At 71.5% G+C, this 15,531-nt stretch carries 13 protein-coding genes; 6 read left to right on the top strand and 7 right to left on the bottom strand.

Annotated features, from left to right (window positions below):
* The first annotated feature begins 84 nt into the window (after positions 1–84).
* Complete coding sequence (locus DFJ69_RS12765; protein ID WP_116022683.1) at positions 85–1,851, top strand: S9 family peptidase; 1,767 nt, start codon at positions 85–87, stop codon at positions 1,849–1,851.
* Between the two features lie 135 nt (positions 1,852–1,986).
* Here DFJ69_RS12765 and DFJ69_RS12760 read toward each other — a convergent pair whose 3' ends face one another.
* Together DFJ69_RS12760 and DFJ69_RS12755 are read right to left on the bottom strand one after the other, a co-directional pair.
* A complete protein-coding gene (locus tag DFJ69_RS12760) occupies positions 1,987–2,640 on the bottom strand; it encodes a maleylpyruvate isomerase N-terminal domain-containing protein (RefSeq protein WP_116022682.1) in 654 nt (217 codons plus the stop codon).
* 273 nt (positions 2,641–2,913) lie between these two features.
* Positions 2,914–3,531 (bottom strand): TetR/AcrR family transcriptional regulator, encoded by a 618-nt coding sequence (locus DFJ69_RS12755; RefSeq protein ID WP_211328606.1) that lies wholly within the window; start codon positions 3,529–3,531, stop codon positions 2,914–2,916.
* 75 nt (positions 3,532–3,606) lie between these two features.
* On the opposite strand from DFJ69_RS12755, the gene DFJ69_RS12750 reads away from it, so the two are divergent.
* Entirely contained in the window at positions 3,607–4,239 is a 633-nt protein-coding gene (locus DFJ69_RS12750) for an NAD(P)-dependent oxidoreductase (RefSeq protein WP_116022681.1), read from the top strand.
* A gap of 774 nt (positions 4,240–5,013) precedes the next feature.
* On the top strand, positions 5,014–5,904 hold the full coding sequence (locus tag DFJ69_RS12745; RefSeq protein ID WP_116022680.1) for an LLM class flavin-dependent oxidoreductase: 891 nt from the start codon (positions 5,014–5,016) through the stop codon (positions 5,902–5,904).
* Positions 5,905–6,406: 502 nt separating this feature from the next.
* Here the strand turns inward: DFJ69_RS12745 and DFJ69_RS12740 are convergent.
* On the bottom strand, positions 6,407–7,075 hold the full coding sequence (locus tag DFJ69_RS12740; RefSeq protein ID WP_116022679.1) for a TetR/AcrR family transcriptional regulator: 669 nt from the start codon (positions 7,073–7,075) through the stop codon (positions 6,407–6,409).
* A 73-nt stretch (positions 7,076–7,148) separates the two neighbouring features.
* Positions 7,149–7,457 carry a DUF6506 family protein gene (locus DFJ69_RS12735; RefSeq protein ID WP_116022678.1) on the bottom strand — a complete coding sequence of 103 codons (309 nt, stop codon included), beginning with the start codon at positions 7,455–7,457 and terminating at the stop codon, positions 7,149–7,151.
* Positions 7,458–7,631: 174 nt separating this feature from the next.
* On the opposite strand from DFJ69_RS12735, the gene DFJ69_RS12730 reads away from it, so the two are divergent.
* Both DFJ69_RS12730 and DFJ69_RS12725 read left to right on the top strand, forming a co-directional pair.
* On the top strand, positions 7,632–8,825 hold the full coding sequence (locus tag DFJ69_RS12730) for a helix-turn-helix domain-containing protein (RefSeq protein ID WP_116022677.1): 1,194 nt from the start codon (positions 7,632–7,634) through the stop codon (positions 8,823–8,825).
* A 573-nt stretch (positions 8,826–9,398) separates the two neighbouring features.
* Positions 9,399–9,674 carry a hypothetical protein gene (locus tag DFJ69_RS12725; protein ID WP_147312285.1) on the top strand — a complete coding sequence of 92 codons (276 nt, stop codon included), beginning with the start codon at positions 9,399–9,401 and terminating at the stop codon, positions 9,672–9,674.
* 712 nt (positions 9,675–10,386) lie between these two features.
* On the opposite strand, the gene DFJ69_RS12720 is transcribed toward DFJ69_RS12725, so the two are convergent.
* From DFJ69_RS12720 to DFJ69_RS12710, 3 genes are all read right to left on the bottom strand, one after another.
* Positions 10,387–11,898, bottom strand: a complete 1,512-nt coding sequence (locus tag DFJ69_RS12720; RefSeq protein ID WP_170177632.1) for an FAD-binding oxidoreductase — start codon at positions 11,896–11,898, stop codon at positions 10,387–10,389.
* Positions 11,899–12,068: 170 nt separating this feature from the next.
* Positions 12,069–13,043: a hypothetical protein gene (locus DFJ69_RS12715; RefSeq protein ID WP_147312284.1), complete on the bottom strand. Its 975-nt coding sequence runs from the start codon at positions 13,041–13,043 to the stop codon at positions 12,069–12,071.
* A gap of 134 nt (positions 13,044–13,177) precedes the next feature.
* Complete coding sequence (locus DFJ69_RS12710) at positions 13,178–13,705, bottom strand: SigE family RNA polymerase sigma factor (protein WP_116022673.1); 528 nt, start codon at positions 13,703–13,705, stop codon at positions 13,178–13,180.
* Positions 13,706–14,239: 534 nt separating this feature from the next.
* Between DFJ69_RS12710 and DFJ69_RS33745 the strand changes: the two genes are divergently transcribed.
* The gene (locus DFJ69_RS33745; protein WP_147312283.1) at positions 14,240–15,376 is read left to right on the top strand and encodes a collagen-like domain-containing protein; all 1,137 of its coding nucleotides are present in this window, start codon (positions 14,240–14,242) and stop codon (positions 15,374–15,376) included.
* Positions 15,377–15,531: the final 155 nt, after the last annotated feature.

Here is a 15,531-nt window from a genome sequence, read left to right as displayed (position 1 = left end):
CGTCCGACCTGCCTTCGCTGGACGGTTATCCACATCTGTGCCGGCCGGGTCGGTCATCCTCGGTCGTCGGAGATACTGGGGCGCATGGTGGACGACGAACGCTGGAAGGCCCGGTTCCGCGCGGCCCGGGTGAGCCTGCCCGGCTGGGCCAAGGACGCACCGCACCGCTCGCTGTACCGGTCGAACGTCACCGGCACCTGGGAGCTCTACGCCTGGGACCGAGAGACCGGGGCGCGCCGGCAGGTCACCGACCGGCCGAACGGCACCTGGATGGGCGGCGTCGACCCCACCGGCGAGTGGATCTGGTGGTTCGCCGACACCGACGGCGACGAGTTCGGCGTGTGGATGCGCCAGCCCTTCGGCGGTGGGCCCGACGAGCCCGCCGTCCCCGGTCTGGAGCCGTCCTATCCGTCGGGGCTCGCCCGGGGCTCCAGCGGCCTGTCCGTGATCGGCCGCAGCACCGACGACGGCACCACCATCCATCTGCACCGGCCCGGCGCGGCCCCCGAGGTCCTCTACCACCACGCCGAGGACGCCCATGTCTCCGGGCTGAGCCGGGACGAGACCCTCATCGCCATCGGCCACAGCGAGCACGGCGACAGCCGCCACATGGCGCTGCGCGTGGTCCGCCCCGACGGCTCCACCGTCGCCGACCTGTGGGACGGCGAGGGCAAGGGCGTCTACGGGGCGGGCTTCGCCCCCGTCGCCGGCGACCCGCGCCTCCTGGTCAACCACGAGCGGCGCGGCCGCCCCGAGCTGCTCCTGTGGGACCCGGTCGCCGGCACCGAGCACGAGATCGTCGTCGACCTGCCCGGCGAGGTCGACGCCGACTGGTTCCCCGACGCCTCCGCGCTGCTGCTGTCCCACTCGTACGAGGCCCGCGACGAGCTCTACCGGTACGACCTCGCCGCCGGCACGCTGCATCGCGTCGACACCCCGCGCGGGGTGATCGGCGGAGCCACCGCCCGCCCCGACGGCACCGTCGAGTTCTCCTGGACGAGCGCCGCCGAGCCCCCGGTGATCAAGTCCACCTCCGGCACGGTCGTCCTGACCCCCGACGGCCCGCCCGCCCCGCCCTCCGTGCCCGTCGAGGACGCCTGGGTCGACGGTCCGGGCGGCCGCATCCACGCCCTGATCAGCAGGCCCCCGGTCGGCGAGGGTCCGTTCCCCACGGTCTTCGACGTGCACGGCGGGCCCACCGCGCAGGACGACGACTCCTTCTCGCCCGTCGCCGCCGCCTGGGTCGACCACGGCTTCGCCGTCGTCCGGGTCAACTACCGGGGCTCCACCGGCTACGGCTCCGCCTGGCGCGACGCCATCGAGCACCGCGTCGGCCTCACCGAGCTGGAGGACATCAAGGCCGTCCGCGACTGGGCCGTCGCCACCGGCCTCGCCGACCCCGCCCGCCTGGTGCTGACCGGCGGCTCCTGGGGCGGCTTCCTCACCCTCCTCGGCCTGGGCACCCAGCCCGCCGACTGGACCGTCGGCGTCGCCGCCGTCCCCGTCGCCGACTACTTCGCCGCCTACGAGGACGAGATGGAGGGCCTCAAGGCGTTCGACCGCGCCCTCTTCGGCGGCTCCCCCGACGAGGTCCCCGACCGCTACCGCGCCTCGTCACCCCTCACCTACGCCGACCGGGTCCAGGCCCCCGTCCTGATCCTCGCCGGGGAGAACGACCCCCGCTGCCCCATCCGCCAGATCGACAACTACCTCAAGCGCCTCACCGAGCTGGACAAACCCCACGACGTCTACCGCTACGACGCCGGCCACGGCTCCCTCGTCATCGAGGAACGCATCAAGCAGATGGACGCCGAAATCACCTTCGCCCGCCGCCACCTCGACCTCCTCTAACCCGCCACCACGCCGACCCGGGTCCGGCATGCCGGCACTCCAGCGGCTCGTTCACCAAGGCCGTCCGGGAGGCGGACCGAGCGCCGCGAGCCACCTGGCGTTCGCTCGTCTCCGCCTCGCTCGGGCCCGGAAATGTCAGCCGAGTACGAAGGGGATCCTCGCGGCCAGTTCGCCCAGTGCCGTCACTTCGGCGTCGGTCGGTCGGCGGCGGCCGGTCCCGACCAAGAGCGTGTCCTTGTCGGAGAACGAGACGGGGAACGGTGCTCCGGCGATCTTCTCCAGCGACCCCCGGGCGGCGGCGAGGGTCTCGGCCGGCGGCTCGGCGGCGGAGGGCAGATGCGCGATCAGGTCGAGGTGGTGCAACGTCCACTCCATGACGTACGCGGACAGGTAGTCGCCGACGGTCAGCACCTCATCGCGGGTGCTGACGCGAACCTCCGGATCCGCGAGCTCGGCGGCGCGACCGGCGGCGGACCCGACGTCGTCGAAGTGGAACTTGAGCAACCTCGGCTCGCCGTACGCGGCGGCCAGCCGGGGGATCAGCGCGTCGAGCGGGTCGTCCCCGGTCGGGGGCTCGACCAGTTCCCAGTAGGTGGTCGCGTCCACGGTCGGTTCCCCGTCGGCGGGCGTGACCAGCGTGATCAGAACGTCCTGCGCATCGATGATCAGGTGGCACACCAGGTCCCGCACCAGCCAGCCGGCACAGCCGGACGGCCGTTCCATGTCCTGGTCGGTCAGTTCGCCGACCGCCGTGCGCAGCGCCGTCCACGAGCGTGAGAAGAGATCCACTTCGGCACGGTAAGCCGTCCCGCAACGAGGGACAAGCACATTTCCACAGCCTCCCGACCCCTAGCCCCTGGCCGCCCGAACCGTGTGCACCGGTTGCCCACTGCGTACGGGCTTCCACATACGTGGGCCTCTCACGCAGGCCGATCCGTGGGTTGGATGGCGGGTCTGGGTGAGGTGGGGAACGCCTGTCACCTGCTGTGACCGCATGGGCGATTCGTGGGCCTGACCGAGGAACTCGACGTGGCGTGGTGGACGACGCGAGAAGCGTCGCCGTTAGCGGCCTCTTGAGGGTGTTGGATCGTTCTCCTCGGCCGTGGGGAGCGGTTGGGTGAGGAGGGCGGTGGTGAGGGAGTCGGCGAGGGTGTCGAGGTCGGCTCCGCCCGCGTTCCCGTGGAAGTGCTCGAGGAAGGCGTGTTGGAAGCAGGCTCCGACCAGGAGGGCGGCGGTGGCGTCGGGGTCGGTGCCGGCGGCGATGCGGCCGAGGTCGCGTTCGGCGCGCAGGTAGTCGGCCACGGAGAGGATGGGTCCCTCGGGGCCGCTGCCGTGGCGGCGGAGGGAGGCGCGGTGGGCCTCCAGCAGGAGGGGCTCAGAGAAGATCGAGACCGCGATGGGGAAGGACGCCCGATAGAACTCCAGGGCCGTTCGGGCGATCTCGCGGAGGTTGCCGCGCACGGTGCCGGTCCCGGCGGCGTACGGGACGGGCGAGAAGTGGGGCAGCCGCTCGCGCAGCACCCGGACGAAGATCTCGGACTTGTCCCGGAAGTGCTTGTAGAGCGCGGCCTCGGAGCAGCCGGCGGCCTTGGCGATCTCCTTGGTGGTGGTGTGCGCCAGCCCTCTGGCGTGCATGACCTCGGCCGCCGCGTCGAGGATGCGTTCGCGGGTGCTGACCACGGGGGCCTCCTGGTGGTGGGACGAGCGCCGCCTATTCTAGGGTGAGTGAGTACTCACCCACCTTGGAGGGTCGGCATGAAGATCACAATCCTGGGTGCCACCGGAGGTACCGGTACCCACCTCGTCCGCCAGGCCCTGGAACGCGGCCACAGCGTCACGGCGGTCGTCCGCGACCCGTCCCGACTGGACGTCGAGCCCACACCCGGCCTGGAGATCGCCGTCGCCCGCGAGCTCACCGCCGCGGCCCTGGAGCCTGCGGTGACCGGCCGCGACGCGGTGCTGTCCGCGCTGGGCATCCGCGGGAACGCCCCCACCGACGTGTGCGAGCACGGGGCGAGGTCCGCCATGGAGGCCATGCACGCCTCGGGCGTGTCACGCCTCCTGGTCGTCAGCGCGAGCGGCGCCTACTCTGGCCCGGGCGACGACCCGTTCACCCGCTGGCTCGTGAAGCCCATCCTCGGCCGCGCCCTGAAGAACGCGTTCGACGACATGCGCCGCATGGAGACCGCCGTACGCGCCGACACGCTCGACTGGACCATCGTCCGCCCGCCCCGCCTCACCGACGGCCCCCGCACCGGCCGCTACCGCACCCGCACCAACCGCAACGTCCTCGGCGGCTTCCGCGTCTCCCGCGCCGACGTCGCCGACTGCATGCTCACCCTCCTCGACCGTCCCGCGTCCATCCACACCGTGGTCTCCATGGGCTGACCTCCCACCATCGGCGGCCCAACGGTCATCATGGAGTCGCCTCCGTCCGAGCCGGGCGTCATGTGGCCGCGCCTGCTGCGGGTGAACGTCCCTGCGGGGTGTCTCCGGGGGACTCATCGCGCGAAAACGAGTATCCGCCGCGCGTTGGACGGTTGTTGTGGGATCGGCGTCCTGCACCGGGTGGCGTTGACGGGGTGGCCGGGGCCATCGCGTGGGCGATCATCTGTGGCGGGTGAACGGTCATTGCGGAACGAGCGTGGCGGGCACGACGAGGTCTGCCCGCTGGTGGCGACCATCTGCTGAGGTGAACGGCGTCACTGCGGGGTCGTCTTCTGTCTCGGGTCGAGAGCCTCGTTGCGCGGCGGCGAACTTTCATCCCGCGTTGGGGCGGTCATCGCGTGGGGGCAACCATCTGTCGTGGGTGGCTGGTCATTGCGGGGTCGTCTTCTGTCTCCGGTCGGAGCCTCGTTGCGCGGGGGCGAACGCTCACCCAGCGTTGGGGCGGTCATCGCGTGGGGGCAACCATCTGTCGCGGATGGATGGTCGTTCCGGGAACCGGTCTCCTGCTGCGGGACGGAGGCTCGTCGCGCCGGGGCGAACTTTCGCCGCGCGTCGGGCGGTCGTTGTGGGGTGGGCCGCCTGCATCGCGTTGACGGTGTGGCCGGGCGGTCGGCCCAGGACCTGCTGAGCGGGGCGGGTGGAGGGCTCTGGTCGGCCTGGAGTTTCGGGCGGGGCGGGGTCGAGGTCCGGTGAGGGGCGGGGCAGGATGATCGTATGACGCCACGTTTCGGGATTCAGGTCGCCCCGGTCGCCGATGATCTGCCGGGGGTTCGCAGGCTCGCTCGGCTCGCCGATGACGAGGGACTCGACCTGTTGGGCGTGCAGGATCATCCGTACGCCGCCGCGCACGCCGACGCGTTCAGTGTGATGGGCGTTCTGCTGGCGGAGACGCGGAGACTGCGGGTGTTCCCCGACGTGGCGAGTCTGCCGCTGCGCGGGCCCGCCATGTTGGGCAAGGCCGCGTCGGCGTTGGACCTGCTCAGCGACGGGCGGTTCGAGCTCGGCATCGGCTCGGGCGGGTTCTGGCAGGCGATCACCGCCATGGGGGTCCCCGCCAAGAGGCCCGCCGAGGCCCTCGCGGCGTTGGAGGAGGGCATCGAGATCATCCGGGCCATGTGGCGTCCGGGGGAGAGCGTCAAGGTCCACGGCGACCACTACACGGTGAACGGCGTGCACGCCGGGCCGGCCCCCGCGCATCGGGTCGGCATCTGGGTCGGCAGCGTCGGCCCCCGCGCCAACGCGCTCACCGGCCGCCTCGCCGACGGTTGGGCCGCGCCGATCCCGCACTACCTGCCGTACGAGAAGTGGCGCGAGGCCCAGGACACCATTTCGCGCGCGGCGGTCGAGGCGGGGCGCGACCCCGGGGCCGTCCTCCGGATGGCGCAGCTCGTCGGCGAGGTCACGACCGGCCCGGCGACCGCGCCGCGCCTCCAGGGCGAGGAGCCCATCCGCACCACGGCGGACGAGTGGGCGAAGGTCATCGCCGGCCTCGCCACCGAGACGGGCTTCGACACGTTCGTGTACTGGCCGGAGACCACCGACGAGACGCAGCTCCTGCGCTGGTCCCGCGAGGTCGTCCCCGCCGCCCGCGCCCTACTCGCCTGAGCCCGCCGCTCCGCCCACCGAACACCCGACGGATACCGCCGCCGGCTCGTGGACGTCGTACGGGTTCTGGCGCGGATGCCGTTGATCCTGTTCGTGCTCGTAGTCCGGGCCCTGATGCGGGTGCCGGCGGCCGGCTCGCGGTCGTCGCGCGGACTCTGACGCGGATGCCGTTGGCCGGCTCGCGGTCGTACGGACTCAGACGCGGATGCCGTCGCCGGCTAGCGGTCGTCGTACGGGTTCAGACGCGAATGCCGTCGCCGGCTCGCGGACGCCGTACGGGTCCAGGCGCGGATGCCGTTGATCCTGCTCGCGGTCGTCGCTCGGGCTCTGATGCGGACGCCGTAGCTCCGGCTCGCGGACGCCGCACGGTTTGACGCGGATGACGTCGGCGGCTCGTGCACCCCGTACGGGTTCAGACGCGGGTACCCGTGGCACGGCTCGCGGTCGCCGTACGGGCTCTGATGCGGATGCCGTTGACCCGGGTCGCCGATGGCGTACGGGTTCAGGCGCGGACGTCGCGGATGACGTTGACCAGCTCGCGGGTGACGGATTTGAAGCCCGGCAGCCTGGACATCGTCACCATCTTGTTGACGAGCGGGACCGTTCGTTCGATGAGCAGGTACGTCTTGCGGCAGCCGGGGGAGCTGTCGTGGACCCAGTACAGGACGAGGCCCATCGAGTAGAGCCACAGCAGCTCGGGCAGCTCCTCGCGGAAGTCCTGGTCGATCCTCAGGGTCGAGCCGTCCACGACCTCGCGGTAGATGGCGATGGCCGCCGCACGGGCCGGCCCGGACTCGGCGCTGAACGGGTTGAGCGGGCTGTCGGGCTCGGCGGCGAACTTGAAGAACTTCCCCGCGAACTGGTGGTACGGCACCATCGTGTCGACCCGCGCCTTGAGGACCCCCAACAGCCGGGGGGCGAAGTCCCGTTCGCGTTCGAGGACGGCTCGGCAGGCGGCGAGGTGGTCGTCCTGCAGCTCGTCGTAGTACGCCTGGATCAGCTCTTCCTTCGAGCCGAAGTAGTAGTAGGCGTTCCCGACCGAGACCCCGGCCTCCTTGGCGATCCCCCGCATGGTGGTCGCCTCGTACCCGCGCTCCCGGAACAGCCGCAGCGCCGTCTGCACGATCAGCGCGCGCGTCTGCTCCGACTTCGCCGGCCTGGTCTCGGTCACACAGCCACAATAAGCGGCGAGCACGCCCCGCGTGGCTGCCCCGGCCCGTACGCCCTGCTTACGGGGCCGGCGCCTACTCGGCGAACTTGGCCTTGTAGGTGGCGGCTCCCTCCAAGGACTCCGACGCGTAGGCCACATGTCCCACCGGCACCCGCCCGTCCACGGCCTCGATCACCCTGGCCGCCTCGACGGCGGTGAACCCTCCGCACAACTCGATCAGCTCCACGCCCTCCTCCACCAACTCCACAGCCACTTGGGCCGCCTGCCCCTCGTCGGCCACGGGCACCAACGTGGTCCGCTGCCCGGCCCGCTCGATGACGAACCGATCCGCCGTCGGATCGGCCCCCGGCTGCCCGTAGATGAAGGCCCAACTCGTCGCCATGACGTCCGCCCACCCTCGCGATCTCGCAACGCGACCCGCCCAACACGGTGCGCCGCCCACCTCCGTTCCCCCACCACCCGACCCGACACCGGGAACCACCATGGAACGGGGCCGGAATCGGCGATCGCTCCGTAGTGTGGGAGGCGCGAACGGTCGGATGAAGGGCCACTCCCCATGGCTGTCGAACGTGCACCTGAGAGCGTCGGTGTCCGCATCGCCCGTGTGCGTAAACGGCGGGGGATGACGCAGCTCGGTCTGGCGCAGCGCGCGAATTACTCGCGTTCGCACATCGCCCAGGTCGAGGCGGGTCACAAGCTGGCGACCCCCGCCTTTGTCGCTGCGGTGGCGGCCACCCTCGGCGTCGACACCTCGCAGTTGTACGGTCAGCCGTTCCACGGTCGGAGCGACGATGACGTTCAGGGCTCCATCCCCGAGATCCGACGGGCGTTGGTGTTCACGGATGTTCCGCCCGAGTCGGCGGTGCCGAGCCGTTCGCTCAATGTGCTGGCCGCCGAGCTCGCGACGATACGGCGGCTTCAAATGGCCTCGCGGCACGCGCATATCGGGATGCGGCTGCCCGCGCTCCTGGAGGAACTGGCCTGGTACGCGCACGACGGCGACGACCCGCGTGTGTGGGCGCTCCTGTTCACCGCGCACGAGGCGGCGGCCGACCTCAGTCGCAAGCTCGGCTACCACGACCTCGCCGACGGCTGTCTGGAACGGGCCGAACGAGCCGCCCGACGGGCGCAGGATCCGCATCTGTCGCTGCTCGTCGCGCTACGCCGTTCGCTGCTCCTGCTCGCCGTGGCCCAGTGGCGGCCCGCCCTGGCCCTGCTGCACAAGGTGACCCGCGACGTGGACCCCGAACGGGAGGACGCGGCCGAGATCCTCGGCACGGCCCACCTGCGCGCGGCCATCGTCGCCGCCCGTTCCGGGGACGACACCAGCGCCTGGGACCACTACGGCGAGGCCGTCCAGACCCAGGACGAGGGCGGCTGGGCGCCGGGCGACAGACACGGAGTCACGACGGGCTTCGTCCCGGGCAATGTGGCGATCCACGGCGCGGCCGTCGCGGTGGAACTCGGCGACCTGGAGGAGGCCGCCCGCCGCGACCGCCAGGTCACCGAACGGACGCTGGCGACCCTGGTCCCTGAACGACGGGCGCATCACGCGATCGACATGGCCCGCGTTCACACGGAGACCGGCGATCACGACCGTGCCCTCGAACGGCTGCTGAGCGCGGAGCGCACGGCGCCGCAGATGACGCACTTCCACCCCAGCGCCCGAACGGTGACCGCGCACCTGGTGGACGTACGTCGGACGTTGCCGGAACCGCTCCGCAAACTCCACACGCGCATGGGCCTCTAGGGCCCGAGTTCTCCGCAACCAGCCGCAGCCCGGCCGGTGATCGTCACCTCACCTCACCTCACCTCGCCGCGTCGGCGCACGTCAGCGCACGTCGGCGCACGTCGGCGCACGTCGGCGCACGTCGGCGCACGTCAGCGCACGTCAGCGCACGTCAGCGCACGTCAGCGCACGTCAGCGCACGTCAGCGCACGTCAGCGCACGTCAGCGCACGTCAGCGCACGTCAGCGCACGTCAGCGCACGTCAGCGCACGTCAGCGCACGTCAGCGCACGTCAGCGCACGTCAGCGCACGTCAGCGCACCGTCCCTTAGCGCGCCGGGCCGTTCGGGCGCAAGGCTGGATTGTTCCACCTTGGAACATTACGCAGCGCGACAGCCGGCACCGTATTCGTAGTGGTCCTCGGGGCGCCTCAGGGGAGTGGGCGGCGGGGATCGCACGCCGTGCGGCGGTCTCGTCCTGCGTTCGCCCACAGGGGCGGGCGGGCCGCCGCACGGCCCCGGAGACATTGGACGGCCCCGGGCAGGTGCTGGCACACCGTGCGCCCGGGGCCTTGATCAGCGAGAGGCGCTGACCCATGCACGATCGTAGGGTGCCGGAGGCGCGGTTGGCCGCGCTCGCCGCTCATCTCAAGGCGCATCGCCTGGACGTGGAGCTGAACGGGCGCGGGCTGCTCGTTCGCGATCCCGGTACGTCCGCCGAGAGCGGCCTGATCACCTGTCGGCGGCGGACCGACGATGGCGGGGACCTGTGGTTCTTCACCGCTGACGGGGAGCCGCTCGCGCCCGCCGACCGCGTCACGGACGCCGTCGTGGGGGTCAAGGCGAGGCTCGCCCAAGGAGCGGCGCGATGATGGGCGTGATGCCGTGGGCGCCGCCGCGTCCCGAGCAGGTGGCGGGCATGCTGACCGGGCGGTTTCCGCAGGCGGTGGTGTGGCTGGGGGAGACCACCGGAAACTGGTGGGCCATGGTCCGTGACGCCGCCGGGCTGGACCAGCCGCTCGAGGCGGCGTCTCCGGCCGAGTTGGAACGTCTGCTGGAGGAGTTCTACCGAGCGAACTTCCTGCGTCCGGCCTCGGCTCGGACGTCCGCAGGTTTCGTGAACGGCGCGGGCGTTCCGGTCCAGCGTGCCGTCGCGACCTCCGGAGCCGTTCCCGCGCGACTCGAACCGTCGAATGGTCCGCCGGGGCTAGAGGGGGCCGCCGCCGGTCCAGGGTGCGAGCGGCCGGGTGCGGCGGAGATCGTGGTGCGGGCACAGAGACACGTGAATCGTGGGCCCAGAGCGGAGGAGGTCGTCGTCGGTCGACGGGGTGAGCGGCCGGGTGCAGCGGGAACCGTGGCGAGCCGTGGGCCTAGGGCGAAGGAGGCCGCTGTCGGTCGACGGGGTGAGCGGCCCGGAGCAGTGGAATCCGTGGTGCAAGCCCGGAGGCAGCCGAACGGTGCGCCGGGGCCGGAGGAAGCCGCCGCTGAGCGGTCGGGTGCGGCGGGAAGCGTGAGGTCGGTAGGGCGGCATCGGGCGCGGCGGGGTTGGTGGCGGCGGGTGCTCGGCGTTTCGCGGTGATGAGGTCAGAGCGTGGAGCCGATGGCCTGGCGGTAGGTGAAGACGTTGTCGCCGTCGTAGCGGCGCTTGACCCTGAGGAGCCGGGCGTAGTTCGCCCCGTAGTACGCCGTCTGCCAGTCGACCAGGTCCGGATCGGGAAAGTTGACGTAGGCCGCCGTCGTCTCCAGGTCGCGGCTGAGTCGTCGGTGGATCGTGGTGATCTGGTCGAGGAGGCGCTGGACGACCTCACGGGACGAACCCGCCTTCCACACCGCCCCCACGTCGATGACGAACGTCGCGTTCCGGTGCGGGAACGCGGTCTCGTGCGGGTCCACCTCGGCCGTTCGGCCCCCCATGGCGAACAGGGTGACGTGTGTGACGTTGCCCCTGACGCCGGGCTGCCAGCGGCGGATCCAGTCCATGACGGCGGCGACGGTCTCGGGGCCGAGCCAGTGGTCGGGGACCAGGGACTTGGTGGCCAGCGCCTCCTGTTCGCCGAACATGGCGAGGCGGTGTTGTGCCGTCCAGAAATCGCTCTGCCGGAGGACCTCCCGGGCCGGGCCCAGGGCCAGCAGCGGGGCGATCAGATAGCGCAGCGCCGACTCGTCGCCGAGGTACTGCCCCAAGACCAGGACGCGGCAGTCGCCGGGCCCGTTGCCGTGGTTGACGAAGGTGACGCGCAGGTCGAGGTCGCCGGTGGTGTCCCGCTGGAGGATCTCCTGAACGAGTCCCATCACGGTCACCCCCTGCCGCAGCGCGAAGGTCAGGTCGAACGTCGTGGCGACCTGGCGGGCGACGTGCACGGCGTCGTACAGGAAGCCGACGTTGACGCCGAAGTTGCCGCCCGCCCCGCCACGGCACGCCCAGAACAGGTCCGCGTTCTCCCGTTCACCGGCCCGCACCAGCGTGCCGTCCGCGAGAACGACCTCCGTCGCCACCAGCCGGTCGCAGGTCAGGCCCCACTTGCGGTCGTTGAAACCGAGGCCGCCGCCGAGGGTCAACCCGGCGACGCCGACGCCGGCACAGCGTCCGCCGGGGAAGTACAGGCCGGTACGGGCGGTGCCGGCCTGGTACACGTCGGAGTTGGTCGCGCCGCCGCCGACCCACAGCCGATCGCCGTGGGGCACCACCTGGTTGATGCCGCGCAGGTTGAGCAGCAGACCCGAGGTGGTCGAGTGGCCCGCGTAGTTGTGCCCGCCCGAGCGTGGGACGAGCGGTACGCCGTGCGTGCGCGCCCAACGCACGGCGGACTGCACGTCCTTGGACGTGGCGCAGGTGAGGATCGCCGCCGGGCGGCGATGCGTGTAGCGGAGGTTCCACGGCCGCGCGAGCCTCACGTACGCCTGGTCGCCCGGACGGCACAGGCGCGCCGCCGGGCTCAGATGGCTGCGCAGGTCGTTCCATGCGGACGCTTCGGGCCCGGCCGTTTGGGCGGGAACGGGCGCAGCCTCGGAGGTCCCCGTTCCCGGGAGGCCGGCGGCCAGGCCACCGGCGGTGACCGTCGCGCCGGCGCGCAGGACTTCACGTCGTTTATGCATGGCCTTCCCCTCCACCGGCCGGCCCGGACGATGAGGCCGACAACGACACGCTGCATTCTGACGATTACTTGCAGTCATTTTCCCGTGTCTGGGGACTCCAACCGGGCGGAATTCGGCCGGGTGAAGGTCGGAAAGCCGAAAATTGCCGTGGAATCTCCGGGTTCGCCGCCTTACCAGGAACAGGTGGGCGGGCTCCCCACACCGACCTTCCCGGCGAACTGGATGAGCGGCTGCTTGGCCTCTGGCCTCGCCCAATGGCGCTTGGTCACGATGAGACGACGCCCGCCCAGGTCGATGACGACCTTCTGGCCGACCAAGACCCTCTGGGAGCGGATCTCCCTGAAGGATTCGTAATACCGGGCGGGACGACCGCCGACCCTGAGTGGAGCACCGCCCTGCGGGAGGCCTCCCGGTTCATACTCGATCCTGTCGGCAGGATGCTCGACCCTCGGGCGTACCACCGATCCGTGCCCACCCTCGTCGACGGGACGGCTGGGGCCGATATAAAGGAGCAGGGAGTTTTCGGCGTTGAAATCGACACTCGCCACACAGCCCGAGCCGGTCTTCTCCTCCGTCCGATGTATCCGGAAACGGTCATCGGGTTTCCCGGCGACCCGGATCGTGTCGGTGACGGTGGCCGACGGGTCACCGGTGAGCGAACGTGCGACGCGCAATGCGATCCCGCACCGATCCTTCGTCCTGACGGCGTTGACGTGGCGGTGCCGCAGATCCGGGGCGACCCAGGAGACGGTGCAACGGTCGGGTCTGCGCAGGACCATTGCCTTGCTGCCGTTGATGTCCGCGGACCCGATCCATATGCCGGGGCCGGGCTTGGAAGGCTTGTCGGGTGCGATAGGCGTGCCGAGGCCCTTCGGCAGCGACTTGTAGTCGTTGGCGGTCATCGAGATGTACGTCCTCGGCTCCGGGTCACGCGACGTCGACCCGGTCGACCAAATTCTGAATCGCAGGACGTCCCCGCGCGCCGATGAGTGTTCTCGCCGGACCTCGTGGAAGCCCGGGGGCAGCCAGGACGGGCCGATCATCCCCTTCACCGGCACGCCGCTGGCCACGCGGTCGGGGCGTTCGTCGTCCGGCAGCAGGCTCGGCACCGCCATCGGCAGTGCCACGGCCGCCGCCGCCAGCACGGCCCCGGCGGCGCTCCGGCGCCTGCGCCGGGAGCTGCGGATCCTGCCCTCCAGCACGGTACGGACCCGGTCCGGATCCGGCGTGCGCTCGGCGCCGCGGCGCAGGGTCGCCCGGATGTCATCCTCGTCGATCATCATGCCTCCCTCGGATCCCGCTTCGGTACGGACGCCAGACCCCGAGACCGTCCGGCGAGGTCCCCGCGCAGTGCCGCGAGCGCGAGCGACACGTGGGATCGCGCGGTGGCCTCCGAACAGCCGAGGACGTCGCCGATCTCCGCATACGAGAGCTCCTCGTAGAAGCGCAGCACCAGCGCCGCGCGTCGTCTGGGCGGCAGCGCGGTGATCAACGACCACAGGGCGTCCCGGTCGGCGTGGGGCTCGGTCGAGTCGGCCTGCGCCTCACCGGCCGCCGTCAGCGTGCCGTCCGCCATCGGCACCTCCGCCGACGACCGGCGTCGGCGCCATGACAGGTACTCGTTGGTGATCATGCGCTTGAGGTACGCCTCGGGCGCCTGCATGCGGATGATCCGCCGCCACCGGCGTTCCGCGCGGACGAGGACCTCCTGCACCACGTCCTCCGCGCGGTGCGGATCACCGCTGAGCGCGGTGGCGAACCGCAGCAGCGCCGGCAGCCGCGCGGCGAGAAACTCCTCGAACGTCACTCCGTACCTCCCGGCCGGACTCTGGTCATTCGTCCGCCCAGTGAACGCTTCGTACGGGCCCGTCCGTGGATCGGAATATCGGGAACCTTTGACCTCGGGAGACGCAACCACCGCCGCCGAATCCGGCGCAACGGGGCATTTCCGACGTCGATGGCCGTCGACCCTGGCCTCGGGGCTAAGTGTGTTCACGCTGCGGGGGAAGGTCAGTCTTTCTGAACGGTCACAGTTTACTGCAATGCGTTGCGAGTCATTAACTGAGGGTGACGAGCGGCTGTAGGGGCGTCCCGAACGACGGGGGCCCGCCGGCCGTCCAGGGGAGATCACGCAATGAAGGCCATGCAACGTACGCTCGCGGCCGGCCTGTGTTCAGCCGTCGTCGGCAGCGTACTGATCACCACATCGTTGGCGGCTCAGGCGACCACCGCCGGCCCTGCGGTGCCACCACCACTCGCACCTCACCAGGCACCACTGTCGTTGTCCCTGCCACCGCAGGCACCGAACCAGACCGCCCGCCCGTCGACCCCGCAGGAGCCCGTGGGCCCGGGCGAGACGTCCGGTCCCCAGGAGCTCTTCGGCCTGTTGGACTTCCTGCGCCCGCAAGCGCCCACCGCACCCCAGGAGCCCGCCGGCCCCCAAGAGCAGGCGGGCCCCGAGCAGTACCAGGGCCCCCAGGAGCCGGGCGGCCCCCACGAGTATCAGGGTCCGCAAGAGCAGGGTGGGCCGGAACAGTTCCAGGGCCCCCATGAGCCCATGGGCCCGCAGGGTCCGGCAGGGCCCGAGCAGTTCCAAGGCCCCCAGGAACAGGGCGGGCCGCATGAGCCGATGGGCCCGCAGGAGCAGGGTGGTCCTGAGCAGTTCCAGGGTCCGCAGGAGCAGAGTGGCCCGGAGCAGTACCAGGGCCCGGAACAGCCGGGTGGTCCGCAGGAACACGCGGGTCCCCAGGGCCCCGCCGGTCCGGAGCAGTACCAGGCCCAGGGCGGCCCGGAGCAGTACCAGGGCCCCCAAGAGCAGGGTGGCCCGGAGCAGTTCGAAGCGCCCCACGAGCAGAGCGGCCCGCACGAGCCCATGGGCCCCCAGGGCCCCGCAGGGCCGGAGCAGTACCAGGGCCCCCAGGAGCAGGCCGGTCCGATGGGCTACCAGGGCCCGCACGAGCAGGCCGGTCCGATGGGCTACCAGGGCCCCTACCAGCCGGCGTCACCCGACCAGTACGGCGGCCCGCAGCAGCCGGCCGGTCCCGAGGAGTACCAAGGCCAGCAGCAGCCCATCGGCCCCGGCCAGTACGCCGGGCCCGACCAGTACGGGGCTCATGGTCAGCAGGCGGGTGCCGGTCAGTACGCCGCGCCGTCGCAGCCGTCCATGGGGCCCGAGCATCTCCAGGCACCCGACCACGCCGCCGCGACTCCTCAGTTGATCGGCCCGTACCAGCCCTCGGTCTCCGAGCAGCTCGGGCTGTCGCAGGGGCACCAGAGCCCGCAGGTCGCGCCAGAGGACGCCTCGCAGGGCGCCGCCACCACGATCGTGCCGCAGGCCCCCGCCGAGCCCGCCGCACCGACCGTGGAGCCGCAGGTCATCGCACCGCAGGCGGCGGCTCCGCAGGCCGGGCAGGCCGGGCAGGTCGCGCCCAAGGCGAAGAAGGCCAAGAAGGCGGCCGGGCGATCCATTCGACGGTGAGCGCCCACCACGTGAGGTGACCACCGGAACGCGGATCGGGAGGGCCCTCGGCACCGAGCCGGGGCCCTTCGGCGTCCGGCGCTCGGGCGACCCGCCCCGGCGCCGACACCATGACGAACGGCCCCGGGCGCGGACAGCGCCCAGGGCCGTTCGAG

Source organism: Thermomonospora umbrina (assembly GCF_003386555.1).
Taxonomy (GTDB): domain Bacteria; phylum Actinomycetota; class Actinomycetes; order Streptosporangiales; family Streptosporangiaceae; genus Thermomonospora; species Thermomonospora umbrina.
The sequence above is the reverse complement of the archived record's forward strand: the minus strand, read 5'-3'. Positions and strand labels throughout refer to the sequence as shown.